The following is an 18,254-nucleotide window of genomic DNA, read 5'->3' on the forward strand; positions in this document are numbered from 1 at the left end:
AATGCTTTTTTTTAACGTATTAAATTGAGTGATCCTGTTCTGGTGACCTTTGTGCCGTTTTGCAGCACGATATTGATGATATAGATATACACACCTGTAGGCTGACGTTTACCGTCTGAGATACCATCCCAGCCCTGCAGATCATTTTTCTGATTATACAGGAGGCTGCCCCATTGTGAATAGATCATGATATCCATAGATGCGATCGTATTGCCGTATGCCTTGAACCGATCGTTCCTGCCATCACCATTCGGAGAGAATGCATTCGGTATATAGATGCCATCACCCAGCGGATTATCACTTGTACCATTCAGCGTTACAGAGAGCATTGAATTCTGGCAGGTAGTTACACCAAGAGCACGAACCTGGAAAGTGACAACATTGCCCGGTTGCAGATTTCCGACGGTATGTTTCAATCCTGCTGCACCTGTGGATGGCGTGGTGAAGCTGGTGCCGCCATTGGTAGTTACTTCATATCCGGCCGCACCTCCGATCGCATTCCAGGAGAATGTAACCGATGTTGCCGTGCGTGAATCAACTACCGGTACGGGTGCAGGCAGTGGCTGCAGAATGGTAACCGGCAATGCCGTACGGCCGGTGCTGGTACAATTGAAACTGTTGGTGGCATCTACATAGTACACGCCGGATGCAGGTGCATTCACTGTATAGACTGTTCCGGAGAATACGCTGGTACCGCCTGTTGCTGCATTGTACCAGTTATATGTATTGCCGGTTACTGGCAGATCCACACGCAAAACCAGTGGCGCATTGGCACAGGCTTCTACAGTTGCAGGTACCAGTACAGGAGCTGCCGGACGGGGGTTCACCGTTACTGTCACTGCAGTACGTGTGCTGGTCTGGCCTTCAAATACAGCTTCCACATAATAGGTAATATTTACAGACAGCGGATTGGTCGTAAAACTTGAGCCGGAGAATACGAGTGTGCCGCCTGTTGCTGCATCATACCACCTGTATGTATATACCGGGTTCGGGTTAACAACCACCAGTGTAGCGGTATTGCCGGCACATACAGGTGCTGCATTTCCTGATACTACCGGTGCTGCAGGAGGCGGTGCCACGGTAACGACTACTTGTTTTCTTGCAGGCGAAGTGCAGCCGGCACCACTTACCGCTTCCACATAATAGCTGGTGGTAGCCGATACATTACCGGTGTTGAAACTCGTTCCAGTGTACAGCAACATACCTCCCGATGCCGCACTATACCACCTGTAAGTAATGCCTGCCTGCGGATTATTGATATTGAATGTGGCCTGGCCGTTTGCAGATACCGTAAAGGATGCCGGCACTACATCCGGTGTAGCCGGAGCAGGCAGAATATTCACGGTAGCAGTTGTTCTCGTACTGCCGCAGCCGTTTGTGCCGTTCGCTTCCGCATAGTAATTGGCCACTGTTCCGCTGAGCGGGTTGGTAGTAAACGTATTGCCCGTGAACAGCAGGTTACCTCCTGCCGGCGCATCATACCATCTGTACGTGAATGAAGGATCGGGCGACTGGATCGCAAGCACAGCCTGTGTTCCGCTGCATGCCGGCTGAGGAGCTACCGATACGGCAGGAGCAGCAGGAACCGGAGCTGCAACCAGTGCAACAGCCGTACGTGAAGTACTGCTGCAACCCGTACTCACGGCTTCCGCGTAAAGTGTAACATTGGCATTAACAGCACCCGTAGTAATGGTAGCGCCGCTGTACAACAGGTTGCCACCACCTGGCGCATCGTACCAGTTATATACAAAACCACTCTGAGGATTGAGGATATTCAGCGTAGCAGGACTGCCTGTACATACGTTGGTAGTAGCAGTACCAGTGATCTGCGGAGCGGCCGGTGTTGTTCCTGCAGTAATATTCACGGCAGTACGGTTGCTTGTACAACCAGCCGCCGTCATTGTTTCGGCATAATAAGAACTGCTGCCGGCAACAGCTGTGGTATTGAATACGGTACCGCTGTTGAGCGACGAACCTCCTACAGGCACATTGTACCAGTTATAGGTAGCAGCAGGATCAGGACTCTGAACCTGCAATGACACAGGCGCACCCGAACAGGTATTCACACTTGCAGGAGCAATCACAGGAGCCGAAGGTTTAGGGCTCACATTTACTGTTACGGTAGTACGCGCGCTCGACTGACCGTCTTTCACCGCAGCCACATAATAGCTGGTAGTATTGCTCAGCAACGGTGTGGTGATGCTGGTGGAAGTAAAGAGCAGGTTACCGCCCGTTGAAGCATCGTACCAGTTATAGCTGACACCTGCTTCCGGATTAACAATGGCAAGCGTTGCCGAAGTACCTGCACATACAGGAGAACCATTGCCGGTTACTGTAGGAGCAGACGGCATATTTCCAACTGTTACCGTAACAACCTGGCGGCCGTTGCTGGTACATCCCGCACCGTTTACAGCTTCAACAAAATAAGAAGCATTTGCGTTTACAGGACTTGCAGAGAAATGTGTACCGGAGTATAGTAAAGTGCCTGCGGATGCCGCATTATACCAGTTATACGTTACACCAGCCTGCGGGCTTACTACATCAAACACAGCAGTACCGCCTGCAGTTACATTAAGTGTGGCCGGAGCAATTTCAGGAAGATCCGGTTTCTGATTCACAGTAACAGCAACTGTGGTACGAGTACTGGTACAACCTGCAGAACTCATCGCTTCCACGAAATAACTGGTGTTATTATCCAGTGCAGGTGTGCTGAACGATGTTCCGGTGTAAAGGAGATTTCCTGCAGCAGCCGCATCATACCAGCGGTATGTTATACCTGGTGCGGGACTTTGTACTACCAGTATTGCGCTGCTGTTTGCACAAACAGAACCACCGGTAACACTGGCAGCAGGAGCAGCCGGGATCGTTGTTTCCTGCAGCACCACAGCAGTTCTGCTGCTGCTGAGGCAGCCCGCTGCGGTAGATGCTTCCACATATACGGTAACAGTGCCGCTAACAGGGTTGGCAGAAACAGAAGCACCGGTATAGAGCAGATTGCCGTTGACTGGCGCATCATACCACCTGTATACATAACCAGGCTGAGGATTGAGAACGGAAAGTGTAGCCTGTGCACCTGTACACACCTGAATATTATTGCTGGCGGTCTGAGGCGCAGCCGGAGCAGGAGAAACAGTAAGGTTCACAGCAGTACGTCCGCTGCTTCCGCATCCGCCGCCGCTTACTGCCTCAACATAGTATGCGGTATTTTCTGTTACCGGCGGTGTTGTAAATGAAGCACCGGTATATACGATACTTCCGCCGGCACTTGTTTTATACCAGTTATAAGTGACACCAACAACCGCATTGCTCACACTGAGCACCGCTCCCGTATTAATGCACACATTGGTATTACCTGCAATCACAGGCAGATCCGGCGCAGCCGTTACCGTTACCGCAACTGCTGTACGCGTACTGCTCGGGCAATTGGTGCTGTTTACAGCTTCAACGGAATAATTGGTTGAGTTCGATAAGACCGGCGTGGTATAGGCTATGCCGGTATGTGCGAGTACATTACTGCCGTCGTACCACCTGTAGGTTAAAGTATTATCCGGATTGGTTACTTGTAAAGTAGCAGCAGTACCTGCACAGATAACAGGATTGGCAGATGCAACTGCCGGTGCTGCCGGTGCCGGATTCACAACCACCATCACCGGTACCCTTGTCGGATTCACACAGTTATTGGAAGTTCTTGCTGCTTCTGCATAATAAGTAACGGAAGATGTGATATTGGGAACTGAAATATTGTTTCCTGTTGCAAAGGCGACACCTCCGGATGGTGTTGTATACCATGATACAGTTACATTGCTTCTTGGTGTAACAGCCAGGTTCGCCGTACCTCCGTTACATAATGTAACGGTATTGGCGGTTGGCACAGGAGGTGATACCTGTATGGTTGCATAGTAAATGCGCACATTATTCAACGCGCCTACCAATCCGCCATCGAGTGTTACCTGTACCCTGTCGAATGCTGCTGCAGGTGTAAAGCGAACGGCGAATTTAGTACCACCGAGCAGGGTGATGTTCACTAACGCATCATTAATCGCCCGTACATCGCCATTGGAAACACCGCCATTGAATGTCTCGATACGAATTGCACCGGCAATGGTTGCAGTTGCCAGACCCACAGGTCCTTCCATGATCAGTTGCAGCGCATCACCTGTTTCGCTCACATGCGGAAAGATCAGTGTCTGCTGGATATAAGCACCCAGTGCCGCAACGGTCATATTCAGCTGGCTGAATGTTGTGGTGTCCGTATCCGTTGCACCGCCCGGTGTAGATACGTTACAACCGATGCACACAATAGCGTTGGTATTGGAGGTTTCGCTGGTAGCTGCATCGCAGGTAAGGTTATTTACAGCATTAACGGTAATGGTAACAGGAGTCCGGGTAGTACTGCGGCAACCTGCGGCCGATGCAGCTTCTGCATAGAATGTAGTGGTAGCTGCAAGTGCAGGTGTGGTATAGGTTGTACCTGTGGCTGCAGATACACCACCTGTAGATTGTGTATACCAGTAATATGTATTTCCACCAACAGGTCCGCTGATGGCAAGTGCTGCTGTTTCACCGGATGAGATGGTGGCTGATGGCGGTGTTACCGTTACCGTTGGTGCTGCCGGGGCAGGATTTACAGTAACAGGAACGGCTGTACGCGGACCAGGGCAACCTGCACCGGATACAGCCTCCACATAATAGGTTTTGTCTGACGTTAACGAAGCGGTAGTATAAGATGCGCCTGTACCAAGCACAGCACCTGCGGCCGGAACATCGTACCAGCGGTAAGTATAACCAGATACAGGATTCTGGACCGATAATGTAGCTGAACTTCCCGCGCAAACGGTAGTGCCTGCTGCAGATGTAACCGGTGCAGCCGGAATGGTATTGGCCGTAACGGTCACCTTGATCCTGTTGGCACTGCTGCAGCCACCTGCATTCACAGCTTCAACATAAAATGCGGTATCCGTGGTAATATTGCCTGTTGTAAAGTTTGTACCTGTATGCACTGCTGTTCCGCCCGTAGCAGCTGTATACCAGTTGTACGTAAGCGCCGGATCGGGCGATTGTATACTCATGGACGCGGTACTGCCCGAACAGATGTTTACCTGCGTTGCCGTTACCACCGGATCTGCAGGTACTGCGCTCACGGTAATTGCTACCGGCAGCCTGGCGGCCTGCTCACAACCGGTACTGCTTACTACTGCGAGATAATAAGTTGTTGTTGCATTGATCACCGGTGTGGTGAAGCTGCCTCCCGTAAACAGAAGCGTGCCGCCTGTTGCCGCATCATACCAGCGGTAAGAATTACCCGCAATGGCTGCCGCATTCAATGTTACGGAAGACGCGGCACAGATCGCAGGTGCTGAAGGTGTTACTGCCGGGAATGGTTTAATACGTACCGCATAACGGATACCGGCATTGTAAATAAGACCGGCCAGCCCCGACGACACCCTGATCTGTACCCTGTCGAACGCAGCCTGCGGCACAAAACTGATCACCGCATCCTGGCCGCCGTTCAATAACTGTACATTCACCAGCGCATTATTGAATGCAGTTCTGTCGTTGTTATAAGTAACTCCGTTATAGCTGGCCACCTGCAGCGAAGACAACAGGTTCACATCCGCAACGCCTGTATTGAAATGCAGACCGATCCTGACCGTATCAGCCGCCGCTGCCGCAAACGGGAATACAAGTGTCTGCTCTGCATAAGCACCTGCCAGTCCGGCTACTACAGATAAAGTTGAATAACTCGTCGTATCCGTATCCGTAGCCCTTGCTGCATTTGAAACACTGCAGGCAACGCATAAGCCGCTGATATCTGTTGTTTGTGAAGTAGCCCGGTCGCAGGGTGTATTGTTGGCAATGGATCCTGATACTGTAACAGGAACAGCCAGCCTTGCTGCCGAAACGCAGCCCGCTGTTGATCGAGCTTCTACATAATAAGTTGTGGATGCATTCAGTACCGGTGTGGTAAAGGATGCGCCCGTATATATTGCGCTGCCGGCCGTATTCACCAGGTACCAGTTGTAAGTGGCCGATGCATCTGACGAAGAGGCGGTGAAGCTCGCAGTTTCACCCGCAGCTATGGTAGCAGATGGCGGCGTCACCGCAAGGTTTGCCGGGAGCGCATTCACCGTTACACCGAGCGGTGTACGCGTTGCTGAAGCACAGCCCTGGTTTACTGCCTCTGCATAATAAACGGTTGAATTGGCCGGGCCGGCGATGGCAAGCGAATCTCCGCTAAAGAATGACGTACCTCCTGCCGGAACGGTGTACCACTTAAAGTCGACCCCGGCTGGCGCAGTAGCAACTGCTTTAACCGAATCGCCAACACAGATCGATAACGTTGACGGGGAAATAGCCGGCGCTGCCGGAATCGCTACAGGGTTAATCACAACCGCAACACGATTCGGATTAACACAGCCGTTCCTTGCAGCCTGCGCATAATAGGTAACGGAGCTGTTCACCGGCGGTGTGGTAAAGAAAGCACCGGTAGCAACAGCAGATCCTCCGGATGCTGTTGTGAACCAGCTGATATCTGCACCTGCCGGGAGAGCTGCATTGATAGTAGCAGAGGATCCCGCACAGACAGTTTGTATATTTTGTGAGAAGGATATGACTGCTGCATCATAGATCCGAAGGGTTGATAACGCAGCAACAAGCCCGTTGATGCTCACACTCACCCCGTCGAAAGCATGGTTGGCAGCGAAAGTGACACTGTATTTACCCTCCTGGTTCAGCAACTCCACCCGCGCGAGTCCGCCGCCGAGTGTAACCGGGTTGCCGTTGGCAGTATTACCCGTATACGTTTCTACCCTTATACCACCCAGCACCTGCGCATCTATCACCTGCGAGGGCACCTGCAGCATCAGCCGTATACTATCGCCGGCAGCAAAACCGGAAGGGAATTTCAGCAATTCGCCTACATAACCCAGTGCGCCTACGGTAGATCTTACAGCTGAATAAGTGCTCGTATCCCTGTCGACCGCTCTGCCCGGATTGTCCACGCTGCAAAGCACACATACGCCCGAGAATACGGTACCGCCCTGTGCATTAGCCTGGATACCTGATCTGTTCACGATCACCGGAGGTGTAACATAAGCCTGTGCTGCATAAACACGCAGCGACGACAACAGGCTCACCGCACCGTTCAGTGAAACGCTCACACCATCGAACGGCATGGTGGCGGCAAACGAAAGCCTGAATTTATTGGTATTGCCGCCTAAGAGCTGCACACGGGCAAGTGAGCCCGTTATTGCATCCCCGTTGGGCGTAGTACCCATATAGGTCTCAAGCCTGATACCACCCAGCAGCTGGGCGGAAATAAGGGTTGACGGCACTTCCAGCATTACACTTACCGTATCTCCTGTCAGATAAGTACTGCCGAAACGCAGCAGCTGACCGAAATAGCCTGTAGCACCAACTGTAGTGTTAATGACAGAAAAAGTGGTGGTGTCGCCATCTGTGGCCCGGCCGGGATTTTGAACGGCACAGAGCACACATACGCCGCTGGCAACCTGTTGCTGTGAAGTGGCATAGCCGCATGGCACCTGCAATTGTGCCCGGGAAAACCGTGAGAAAAGGCAAAAGAGTAACGTTAGCGCAATAAATGCACTTTTAGAAGAGTGGAGTTTCTTCATGACATTAATTTTTCGGGTCAGAACAAAATCAAAAAATAAACAGGCACATTTTGGTACTGGCAGTAATCAGGTCACTAGTCAAAACAGTGAACAGGATAGTGGATGTGAGATGTAGGGGTAAGTATCGACAAGGTTGATTGAATTGCTTTAACAAATTTATAAATGCTATATATAGCAGAAAAGAGGCTATCTACTGAATTTTAGAAGCACCCGCTTTTGCGGTTTTTACGCATCGCCTGGATTTTATTTTTAAATCATGCAGCATATTGATTTGCAACATATTCAGAACAATTCCATACCATGTTTATTTGATTCTTCTGCGATTATCTGCGGTATAAAAACCGTAGAACTACGTATCAAATGAAAAACTTAATATGTTAATTTTATTAACGTTACCGGTTTAATCACCCGTGATCGGCATAACATCATTTTTGTTCGATGGTACTCTGGCCTGATCCTCATTTAATGATTGGTTATGACAAAAAATATACATATTGTAATAGCTGATGATCATCAGGTATTCAGGGAAGGGGTTAAAAGTGTTGTGAAGAAAGCTGGTTATATTGTCATAACCGGGGAAGCTGGCACCGGCAAAGATGCTGTTGACCTTGTCAGGGATAAAAAACCCGATGTGATCCTTCTCGATATCATCATGCCGAGCATGAACGGCATAGAAGCCGCCCGCATCATCAGGCAGAAATACCCGCATACGGCCATCATCGCACTTTCCTGGTTCACAGACCGTCAATATGTGCTCGATATGATACATGCAGGCGCTATCGGTTATGTTACCAAGAACTGCGCAAAGAACGATATCGTCAATGCCATCAATTCCGTTATACAGAACGTTCCTTATTATACTTCCGAGATCGCCAATATTCTTACACAGGTTGTGAAACACGGAAACTTTCCGGGCAGCGCACATGAAGACAACTGTGTTTTCAGTGAAACGGAACTGAGCATCATCGACCTGATCTGCCAGCAGAGTACTACCAAAGAGATCGCTGATAAATTATTCCTGAGCACGCGCACTATTGAGGGATACCGCAAAAAAATCGAAGACAAGATGCAGGTGAAAAATACGGCCGGGATTGTTATTTATGCCATTAAAAAAGGGATCTATCGTATTGATTAGATCCCTTTTAAAATATCGGTGCCGTTATTTTACTCAATGATCTTCATATACCGGATCATCCGGCCGGCTTCATTAATGCCTTCTACCACCACCTTGAATTTTTTAGTGATATCGTTATTGTAGAATTCAAGCTTTACCCTCGGGTTCTTTTTATTGGTAAGGATATAAGGGTTCCAGTAAATCGTAGAGCGTACATCGGGTTCGAAATTGGCGGGCGGTGTTTCATAAGAAGGACTATAGAACTCCCTGAACTTAGAATAGCCGCCCAGCACTGTACTTTCCATGCCTTTGCTGCCGGGATCTGCTTTTCTTCCATCCGCTCCTCTTTTCAGGTAAATGGCGATGGCACCACCTGCACCGCTCCCGGCCGAGCCAAAGAACGGCGGCCTGAATACTTTGATCAGCGCAATATCCGACACGGGTACGCCCTGCAGCATTTCCACATCGGAACGCATTTCATTGAGGTAAAGATCCGGCGAAGAACCACGCCAGCTTAATGTACGCTGACTGCCCGAACCATTAATGGTAAGCCCTGCTACTTTACCCTGCAGGTATGAAAAGATATCCTGCGCCCCTACCGCAAATTTATCTTCCGTGAGATCGAACGAATAACCATCGCCGCCTGCAAAAAGCCCGCTGGTATATCGTTCATCCATTTCCTGCGCTTTGGTTTTGGTCTTTGCTTTTACAGTTACTTCACTGAGCGTAGCAGCTGCCTGCAGCTTCCGCAGTTTTTCCTGCTCTGCAAAATATGCGTCGAGTTTTAACCGTTGCAGACTGTCTGCGGCTTCAATATTCGGATCCTTCGCTTCAATCTGTGTATTCTTCATCACCTGGCGTAAAAGACCGTTCTCCACCTGCACCTGTGTTACTTCCGACAGTTTGTTGTTACCGTTGAATGTGTAATACACTTTGGCCGTATCGTAAAAGAACACGCCTTTCTGATCGAAATTCCCGTTTTTATCTACCGGTGCAAATACAATATTTCGGCTGCTGTCCTTCCCTACCAGTATAAAGTTCAGCTGCGGTGGCACGGCACTGGTACCGGGTTTGAGGCCGTATACTTTCCCCGTTAAACGCATGTAATCGGTTTCGGGCGGATATTGCAACTGCGGGATACGCGGTGCATTACGCAGTTTCTCCCAGTTGAAATTGCGCCAGCCGTTGGTCATCATCACCAGGTCCAGGTTGGCGGTAACAGAATCCGCATCACTCGTAAAATAATAAGCCGGGTTATGCACTTTACCGCGGATGTCATCGCTTAATAAAAAATCCGAGAAGATGGTATGTTCATCCGGTGTTGAAATAGCTGCGTCCGTAACGGAGATCGACATATTCGTTGCCAGCGTATCCGAAACAAATACTTCTATCACATTCCTGCTCCGCTTATCCAGCCCGATTATCTGGGGCGTGATGCGGGCGTTGAATTCGTGCAGGTGATTATTGATAAAAGCGATCCTTTCTGCCACCGGCAGCCAGTCTGAAGTGAACAGGGTAAACTGTAATATCCCCGTTGAAAGTTCTTCAATAGGCAGCTGTACGATCTGTTCCGTCTTATTCGTCATGTTGATCGCTACGGTATAATACACCAGCTGGTTCATATGTGCCAGCAGGTGGAACTGCTTCATGTTTTCGGGGATATTCGCTGTACGCTGCAGGTTCACTATGGCTTTATCATTGGTTGTGGAAATGCTGAGTACCGCGCCTTCTTTTTTTGCAACAGGTACCGGCGATGTTCCTTTGGCACCGGAAGGATCCGTCCAGCTGATCGTATACGATTCTCCGGCTTTAGGCTGCAGGTTAAAGCTGCCCATTCCATCGTGCTTTACTTTCAGTGTATCCAGTACCTTGTTCTTATCGTTCAGGAGCACCGCTTTTACAAATACAGGTGTGCCGTACTGGTTCGTTGCCTTGAATGCGATGCGCGAACGAAGTCCTTCCACAAGCGCTCCGCCTTCCGGGAACGCTTCTACTTTTGTTTTGAAAACAGGTGCTGCGGCCGATGTTGTTTTACGGGTATTATTGATGGCGATGTCGCGCTGATAAATAAAGGCAGAATCATCATTCAGCATCCATCTTGTATAGGCTTTTACACGCAGCATATTGCCTTTGTAATCTGCAGGCACATCGAAAGAGCCTTTGGCTGTTGACTGGAAAAGCGGCGCTACGGTCTGGCGGATCATTTTTCCCGAAGCATCGTACCATTCCAGGTACATGTTGGTACTGAGGCCGCTCATCAGGAGGTCGGAACCGGCCAGCAGGTATACTTTGTACCAGATGGTTTCCTCCCTGTTGTAGACCGACCGGTCGAAATGAATGTGGATCTTTTCTTTCGGGAACATGTCCTGGTAAACAGCAAGCATTGAATCAGGCTGCTGCTGTGCCATCGTTCTGCCTGCTGCGAAAACCAGCAGTATAACGATCAGCAGCATTTTACAACTTCTTTTCATTCACTTTCAATTAACAGTTCACAATTAAGATATACGCACACGCGGATCCACTACACCGTATAGCAGGTCTGCGAGAAGGTTCACGACAATAAAAAAAGTAGCAGTAACGAGTACACTGCCCATCACCACCGGGAAGTCCAGTTTTTCGAGTGCATCTACCGTTATTTTACCTATTCCTTTCCAGCCAAAAATATACTCAACGAAAAAAGCGCCTGCCAGCAATTCGGCAAACCATCCTGTTACCGCGGTGATCACCGGATTCAGTGCATTACGCAGCGCGTGACGAAAGATCACCAGCCTGCCCGGTAATCCTTTGGCATAAGCTGTTCTGATATAATCCTGGTCCATCACATCCAGCATGGCACTCCGGGTCAACTGTGTGATGATCGCCAGCGGCCTGATACCCAATGTAAGTGCAGGCAATACCAGGTTCTTCAGCTGTAGTGATCTTCCTGTAAACGGATCCGTATCAAAAAGACTGCCTGTCATATGCAGCCCGGTATACTGTGTAAGTACGAAACCAAAAATATAAGCCAGTACAATGCCCATGAAAAAGGATGGTGCAGAAATACCTAATACACTGGCGAATATGGAACCCGTATCCATCCAGGTGCCCTGCTTCACGGCGGCCAGTATGCCAAGCAGAATTCCGAATACGGTTGCGATCAGCATAGCGGCCAATGCCAGCGTAAGTGTGCCGGGCAAAGCTTCCAGTAATACTTCACCTACATTTTTCTTGGTCTGGTACGATCTGCGCAGGTATGGCATTTTGATCGCGAATTTGGTATCCCCGCCGATAAAAAATCCTTTCAGCTGTTTGTCTTCGATCTCTTTTTTCGAGTGAATGGCCAATGGTGACACATCGTTCAGGTAAAGCATGAACTGTTTCCATTTGGGCTGATCCAGTGCCAGTTCCCGGCGGATATTTTCAATGGTCTTTTTATCACCGGTCTGCCCCAGCACCAGGCGCGCCGGATCGCCAAAACCCTGAAACAGGAAAAACACGATCACCACTACCCCGGCCAGTACAAGAAATCCGTATAATATTTTTTTAGAAATGAATCGGAGCATGTTGATCAGCTTTGTATTAATCTTTAGCGATGAAGGTTCTATTTCATAAGTGTATCACGTACCTGTCCCGTACTGTCTGTTACTGCAGGTTTTGCAATACTGTCGGCGATCATCTGCAGTGTCTTGCTGTAATCGCTTCCTGCAAATTTGCCGAGTATGGTTGCGCCCTGCATCACAAAATAAGTAGGATTTACACGAGCCGCCGTTTTGATCACCGTTGCGTCGCAGGATAGTATGATATGCGTTGGAAAAAGTGCTGCCGCCTTATCATGCGCCGCAGTAACGATCATCACCGGTATCGATTTTGCAGCTGCACTTGCGGCTACCCGTTCAAAGCCTGTTTTCCACCCGGCAGCATGGTCCATATCTTTTGCAAGCAGGAGTATGTACATTTCCTCCTGTGCAAATACCGCGGCCGTGGTATCGCCGGCAGTTCCCTGCAGGGAAAAATCAATGATAGCGGGCTGCAGGCCGTTTCCTTTGCGCACCACCTTATCATAGCGATCGACGTATTCATAGGTTGAATCAAAATCTTCGGGGAAATGCGCCTGGTTGAATTCGAATATTTTTCCATCCTTTTTATAACGGAAGGTCATATCCACACTATCCGGTATAGCGCCCTCGGGCATTTTCATCTGGTCCTGGATATTGTTACCCATCTTATAAGGAAGACAATCGATAAACGGCAGGTGTTTCAGCACATAGAACTGTGCACCGGCCACCGCTGCAAAACAGAGTCCCAGCAGAAAAACAGACGCAAAAGTGCCTGTTGAGGGGCGGATCAATTTGGCCTTGATCACAAGTAATACGATCAATAATAATAACAGGATATCTTTCAGGAACGACTGCAGCGGTGTTAAAGGCAGGCAATCACCAAAACAGCCGCAGGTTTTTATTTTGCCCGATAAAAGTGCATAGCCCGTCAGGAACGTAAAGAACAGGATCAGCACAAGCAGGAACCAGCTCACCACTTTCATTCTCCAGCCAACGATCACGGCAACCCCCGCTACAACTTCGAGTACATTCATGCCGATGGAGAGTGCCAGTGTGTAATCGTTCAGTGCATGCCAGCCCCAGACTTCGAAGAACTCCTGCATCTTATAGCTCAATCCGAGCGGATCATTGGCTTTGATCAGGCCGGAGAAGATAAAGAGCAGACCTACGAACCAGCGGATAATAGTGAGCAATGTCTTCATAATATCAGTGTTTTCCTTCTGCTATCAGCACCAGTGCAAAAACAGCATAATTGATAATATCTACATAATTGGCGTCGATACCTTCGCTGATGAGCGTTTTGCCATCATTGGCGAGGATCTGCCTGATCCGCATCAGTTTCATCAGGATCAGGTCTGCAAAGCTCTGCTGGCTCATTTCGCGCCAGGCTTCGCCATAATCGTGGTTCTTATCCAGCATAGTGTTTTTGGCAAACTGGATGTATTTGTAATAAAGTGTATCTACCTGCTCAACCGGCAGTTCATCCACACGGGGTGCTCCCAGCTCAAGCTGTATGAGACCGATCACGGCATAATTGATGATGCCTTTGAATTCGGAAGGTATATCATCGCCTATTTTCTGCGTGCCAAGGTCCTGTATGGTCCGGATACGAAGGGCTTTGATAAACAGCTGGTCTACCACGGAGATAGTGCGCAGTACACGCCATGCAGTGCCGTAATCTTTGGTCTTTTTGATAAAGATATCCCTGCACTGGCCTATGGCATCGTCATATTGCTGATTGGTGTTGCTCATTCTTGTCCTTTGATAATATCTTTGAAGCGAATGCAATATAAACGATAAGCGAGTATGTTCACACTTAACTGTAAAGGAAGATTGCTGACAATTAACAGTCCTTTGGTAATGGGCATTATCAATACCACGCCCGATTCCTTTTACAGCGGCAGCCGGTTTACCGCCGATACAGCGCTGCAGCAGGCAGAACAGCTCCTGAACGAAGGCGCAGCCATACTGGATATCGGCGGGCAGAGCACCCGCCCCGGAGCCAGTATCCTCACGGCAGCTGCTGAAGCGGAACGTGTATTGCCTGTTATTTCGGCCATCCGCAACCGTTTCCCGGAATCGGTGATCTCCGTGGATACTTATTATGCGGAAGTGGCTACGGCAGCTGTTGAAACGGGAGCAGACATCGTTAACGATATCAGCGGCGGCAGTTTCGATCCGCAGATGCTGCCGGCCGTAGGCGCATTGAATGTTCCCTATATCTGTATGCACCTGCATGGCGATGCTGCAACGATGCATCATGTACCCGCTTACCAGGATGTACTAACGGATGTATTCGATTTTTTTACGGAACGGATCGCCGCCTGCACCGCTGCGGGCATAAAAGACATCATACTCGATCCGGGGTTGGGTTTCAGTAAAACCATCGCCCATAATTTCAGGATACTGGAACATCTGCAGACTTTCCGTGTATTCGGAAAACCTTTACTGATCGGGCTTTCAAGAAAATCGACCATCTACAAAACCCTGGGCATTACTGCCGCCGAAGCACTGAACGGAACCACCGTATTGAATACAGTGGCTTTACTCAACGGCGCTTCTATCCTGCGTGTGCACGATGCGAAAGAAGCAAAAGAAGCCATCGCTCTGCTGCAACAACTGAAAGAACAGGGAAACTGAAATGCACCTTATCAATTATAATAAACAAAGAAGGCTATCCGATGGGATAGCCTTCTTTTATCAATGAATCTCTGTGTAAATATTAGTGCTTTACAGGCGCTGGCACAGGTTGCGCACTTACAGGCGGCGGCGGTGGCGGAACAGATACATCCACGAGTTCCACATCGAACACCAGGTTGGTATGCGGCGGGATGGCTGGTGCAGAGCCGTTAGGACCATAAGCCAGGAATGCAGGAACGATCAGGCGTCCTTTGCCGCCTTTGCTGAAGAGGCGCAGGCCTTCGTCCCAACCCGGAATTACCGCATTGGTACCAATCACAAAGCGATAAGGTTCTTTATGCGTGCTTGCAGGCTGGTTATTGCTGTCGAACTCTTTTTCCTTACCGTTAGGCAGCTCAAAGAAACCTTTGTACATCACAGCAACCATCATACCTGAATCGGCTTTGGCACCGGTACCCGGATTCTGGATCTCTACCAGTACGCCTGAACGGGTAGTCTGTGTTTTGTACCCTTTTTTCTCTGCATATTTCTTAACAGCAACTTTTTCATTCTCGTTTTCGGCGAGGATCTGCTTGTCATAATCAGCTTTCATTTCTTCCTGGCTTGCGAAAGTCTTCAGGATCTCGATCTTACCCTTGATCAGGTCGTGCTGGTGAAAGATTTCGTTATAATCCAGCATGTTGAGCTTTTTCATGGTATCAACATTCATCACGAACTCTGCTTTATCACCTGCTGCCATTTCATTCAGGAACTCGGTGAATGTGTGTTTTTCCTTGCGGGATGTATCTACGGTGAAATACATAGGGATATGTCCGTAAGTGCTTAACAGCAATGTATCCTTAGGTGAAATACGGTATTCGATATTGGCGCTGACCATCTGGCCGTGCTTCAGTTTTTCTTTTCCTGAACCCTTGGAGATCTTGTACGTAAGGCCTGAAGGTGTTTTTTCATATTGCTTACAGCCTGCAAGCAGCACGATCGCCAGTAACAGCGTGGTGGTAGTTCTCATCATTTTAGTTATTGTAGTTGATTTTGATATAATTTGATTACTTCTTTAAAATGTGCTGCAGTTGTTTCCAGGCTGTCGCTGCTCCTGCCGCCTGATGCATTATGGTGTCCGCCGCCTTCGAAATGGGTACGGGCAAAGGTATTTACATCGAAATGCCCTTTGCTTCTGAAGCTCCATTTGCGTTCTTCGTCGCGGTCTACCACAATAGCACCGAGTTTGATGCCCCGGATGGTAAGGAGATAGTTGACAAGACCTTCCGTATCGCCTGTTTTGATATCGAAGCGCTGCAGATCTGCCTTTGTAATATACATCAGCGCCGTATTATATTCATAGAAAACTTCCATGCGGTTCAGCAGGGCATAGCCGATGAAGCGCAGGCGTGTTTCCAGGAAATTATCATAAATCGCTTCGTGAACAGGTGTATGTTCCAGTCCGAGGTCTTTCAGATGCGCCACCATACGATGTACGGAAGCCGTGGTTGACGGGAACCGGAATGAACCGGTATCTGTCATTACACCTGTATATAAACACTTCGCTATATCAATACTGAGTTTATCTGCATGCCCTGAAGCCACGATAAAATCATATACCATCTCACAGGTAGAACTTTTGGAAGTATCGCTGATGCCATAAGCAAACGCTTCTGCCTGCGGCTGTTCGTGATGATCGATGAGGATTTTGGTGCATTGGGCCTGCGTCAGCGGCTGTTCCATATGTTTGGTACGGTGCAGCACATTGAAATCAAGGCAAAAGATCCAGTCGGCCTCGCTGATAAGGGCTTTACCCCTGTCGCGCCAGCGTTCATAATCAACCACTTTTTCAATGCCGGGCATCCAGTCGAGGAAATTGGCCCAGTTGGTGGGAGATATAACGGTAACGTCGTGTCCGAAAGATTGCAGGAAATGATATAAGCCCAGTGCCGAGCCCATGGCATCGCCGTCAGGTTTCTGGTGCATGGTGATCACCACTTTGGATACGGTGGTGAGCCTGGGAAAAAAAAGGTCTATTGCTTGCATACAGTGGTGGGCAAAATTGCAGTATCCGGTCTATTCTATCAAAACAATTTACAGCCGTTTAACAAAATTGACGATATATTATCTTTAAAAGGCATAGTAATGCTTATTTTCGCGCCGAAATTATATTATACCTATACATATTTATGAGCAACAGAACATTTACCATGATCAAGCCGGATGCAACCTCCAAGGGTTATACCGGTGCAATTTTAGACCAGATCGTAAAAGCAGGATTCAGCATTAAAGCCATGAAATGGATCAGGCTGAGTGAAGAACAGGCCGGACAGTTTTACGACATCCACCGTGAGCGTCCTTTCTACGGAGAACTGGTATCTTTCATGAGCAGCGGCCCGATCGTGGCGGCTATCCTCGAAAAAGAGAACGCAGTAGCAGATTTCCGCAAGCTGATCGGGGCAACCAACCCTGCGCAGGCTGAAGAAGGAACTATCCGCAAGAACTTTGCAGCATCTATCGGAGAGAACGCGGTACACGGAAGCGACAGTGATGAGAATGCTGTTATAGAAGGAGATTTCTTCTTTTCAAAGCTGGAAAGGTTCTAAGTCAGGACCATTCAATTTATTATAATAAAGCCGCTCACAGCGGCTTTATTCATTTCAGGCCCGGCTCGTAATCACTGTTGCATATTTTCCCCTTTCTGCACTGGCCGGAGAATTGCAGTGAATGGATATTTCAATTTAATCCATTCATATATGAAAAAGATAGCATTTATTCTGCTGGCCGGCGGCTTGGTAATGCAGGCCTGTAATAACGGTGATAAAAACAAAGACAGTGTAGACAGTGCCAACCAGGCAAACAAAGAAGCGGCCGCACCCGGCTCCGACACCACTACAGCGCCGGTAATGACCGTAGATAAGGAAAGCGCAGACTTTGCAGTGAAAGCCGCAAATGGCGGTATGATGGAAGTAGATCTCGGCCGCTGGGCAGAATCTCACGCTTCCGCACAGAGCGTGAAAGATTTCGGTTCCATGATGGCATCAGATCACAGCAAAGCCAACGAAGAACTTAAAACCCTGGCCGCATCCAAAAACATTACGTTACCTGCGGCTGTAAGCGACGACACCAAAAAGCACATGGACGATATGATGGCCAAAAAAGGTGCTGACTTCGACAAAGCCTATGTAAACATGATGGTAGACGACCACAAGGAAGATATCTCTCTTTTCGAGAAAGCAGCCGCTAACCTCGCCGACCCTGACCTGAAAGCCTGGGCCGCGAAAACACTCCCTACGCTGCGGAAGCACTATGATGCGATCAAAGCCATTAAAGATAAAATGAAGTAAAAGA

11 protein-coding genes are annotated in these 18,254 nt (G+C 48.9%); 4 read left to right on the forward strand and 7 right to left on the reverse strand.

Annotated elements, in window-relative coordinates:
- Positions 1-11: 11 nt before the first annotated feature.
- Positions 12-7,634 carry an Ig-like domain-containing protein gene (locus B5D42_RS15655; protein ID WP_078832471.1) on the reverse strand — a complete coding sequence of 2,541 codons (7,623 nt, stop codon included), beginning with the start codon at positions 7,632-7,634 and terminating at the stop codon, positions 12-14.
- A gap of 475 nt (positions 7,635-8,109) precedes the next feature.
- On the opposite strand from B5D42_RS15655, the gene B5D42_RS15660 reads away from it, so the two are divergent.
- Positions 8,110-8,769 (forward strand): response regulator transcription factor, encoded by a 660-nt coding sequence (locus B5D42_RS15660; RefSeq protein ID WP_078832472.1) that lies wholly within the window; start codon positions 8,110-8,112, stop codon positions 8,767-8,769.
- 29 nt (positions 8,770-8,798) lie between these two features.
- Here the strand turns inward: B5D42_RS15660 and B5D42_RS15665 are convergent, their stop codons facing one another.
- The 4 genes from B5D42_RS15665 to B5D42_RS15680 are packed head-to-tail and all read right to left on the reverse strand — an operon-like array spanning position 8,799 to position 14,036.
- Positions 8,799-11,219, reverse strand: a complete 2,421-nt coding sequence (locus tag B5D42_RS15665; RefSeq protein WP_139367199.1) for a hypothetical protein — start codon at positions 11,217-11,219, stop codon at positions 8,799-8,801.
- A 24-nt stretch (positions 11,220-11,243) separates the two neighbouring features.
- Positions 11,244-12,290, reverse strand: a complete 1,047-nt coding sequence (locus B5D42_RS15670) for an ABC transporter permease (protein ID WP_078832474.1) — start codon at positions 12,288-12,290, stop codon at positions 11,244-11,246.
- A 38-nt stretch (positions 12,291-12,328) separates the two neighbouring features.
- Positions 12,329-13,486 carry a BT_3928 family protein gene (locus B5D42_RS15675; RefSeq protein ID WP_078832475.1) on the reverse strand — a complete coding sequence of 386 codons (1,158 nt, stop codon included), beginning with the start codon at positions 13,484-13,486 and terminating at the stop codon, positions 12,329-12,331.
- Positions 13,487-13,490: 4 nt separating this feature from the next.
- Positions 13,491-14,036, reverse strand: a complete 546-nt coding sequence (locus tag B5D42_RS15680) for a DUF1599 domain-containing protein (protein WP_078832476.1) — start codon at positions 14,034-14,036, stop codon at positions 13,491-13,493.
- A 54-nt stretch (positions 14,037-14,090) separates the two neighbouring features.
- On the opposite strand from B5D42_RS15680, the gene folP reads away from it, so the two are divergent.
- Positions 14,091-14,924: a dihydropteroate synthase gene (gene folP, locus B5D42_RS15685; protein WP_078832477.1), complete on the forward strand. Its 834-nt coding sequence runs from the start codon at positions 14,091-14,093 to the stop codon at positions 14,922-14,924.
- An 82-nt stretch (positions 14,925-15,006) separates the two neighbouring features.
- On the opposite strand, the gene B5D42_RS15690 is transcribed toward folP, so the two are convergent.
- Together B5D42_RS15690 and B5D42_RS15695 are read right to left on the reverse strand one after the other, a co-directional pair.
- Positions 15,007-15,936 (reverse strand): FKBP-type peptidyl-prolyl cis-trans isomerase, encoded by a 930-nt coding sequence (locus tag B5D42_RS15690; RefSeq protein WP_078832478.1) that lies wholly within the window; start codon positions 15,934-15,936, stop codon positions 15,007-15,009.
- A 5-nt stretch (positions 15,937-15,941) separates the two neighbouring features.
- Entirely contained in the window at positions 15,942-16,949 is a 1,008-nt protein-coding gene (locus B5D42_RS15695) for a DHH family phosphoesterase (RefSeq protein WP_078832479.1), read from the reverse strand.
- A gap of 143 nt (positions 16,950-17,092) precedes the next feature.
- Here B5D42_RS15695 and B5D42_RS15700 point away from each other — a divergent pair, with 143 nt between their 5' ends.
- Positions 17,093-17,509 carry a nucleoside-diphosphate kinase gene (locus B5D42_RS15700; protein ID WP_078832480.1) on the forward strand — a complete coding sequence of 139 codons (417 nt, stop codon included), beginning with the start codon at positions 17,093-17,095 and terminating at the stop codon, positions 17,507-17,509.
- A 150-nt stretch (positions 17,510-17,659) separates the two neighbouring features.
- Positions 17,660-18,250: a DUF4142 domain-containing protein gene (locus tag B5D42_RS15705; protein ID WP_078832481.1), complete on the forward strand. Its 591-nt coding sequence runs from the start codon at positions 17,660-17,662 to the stop codon at positions 18,248-18,250.
- Positions 18,251-18,254 lie beyond the last annotated feature (4 nt).

Source organism: Sediminibacterium ginsengisoli (assembly GCF_900167075.1).
In the GTDB taxonomy this organism is placed as follows: Bacteria; Bacteroidota; Bacteroidia; order Chitinophagales; family Chitinophagaceae; genus Sediminibacterium; species Sediminibacterium ginsengisoli.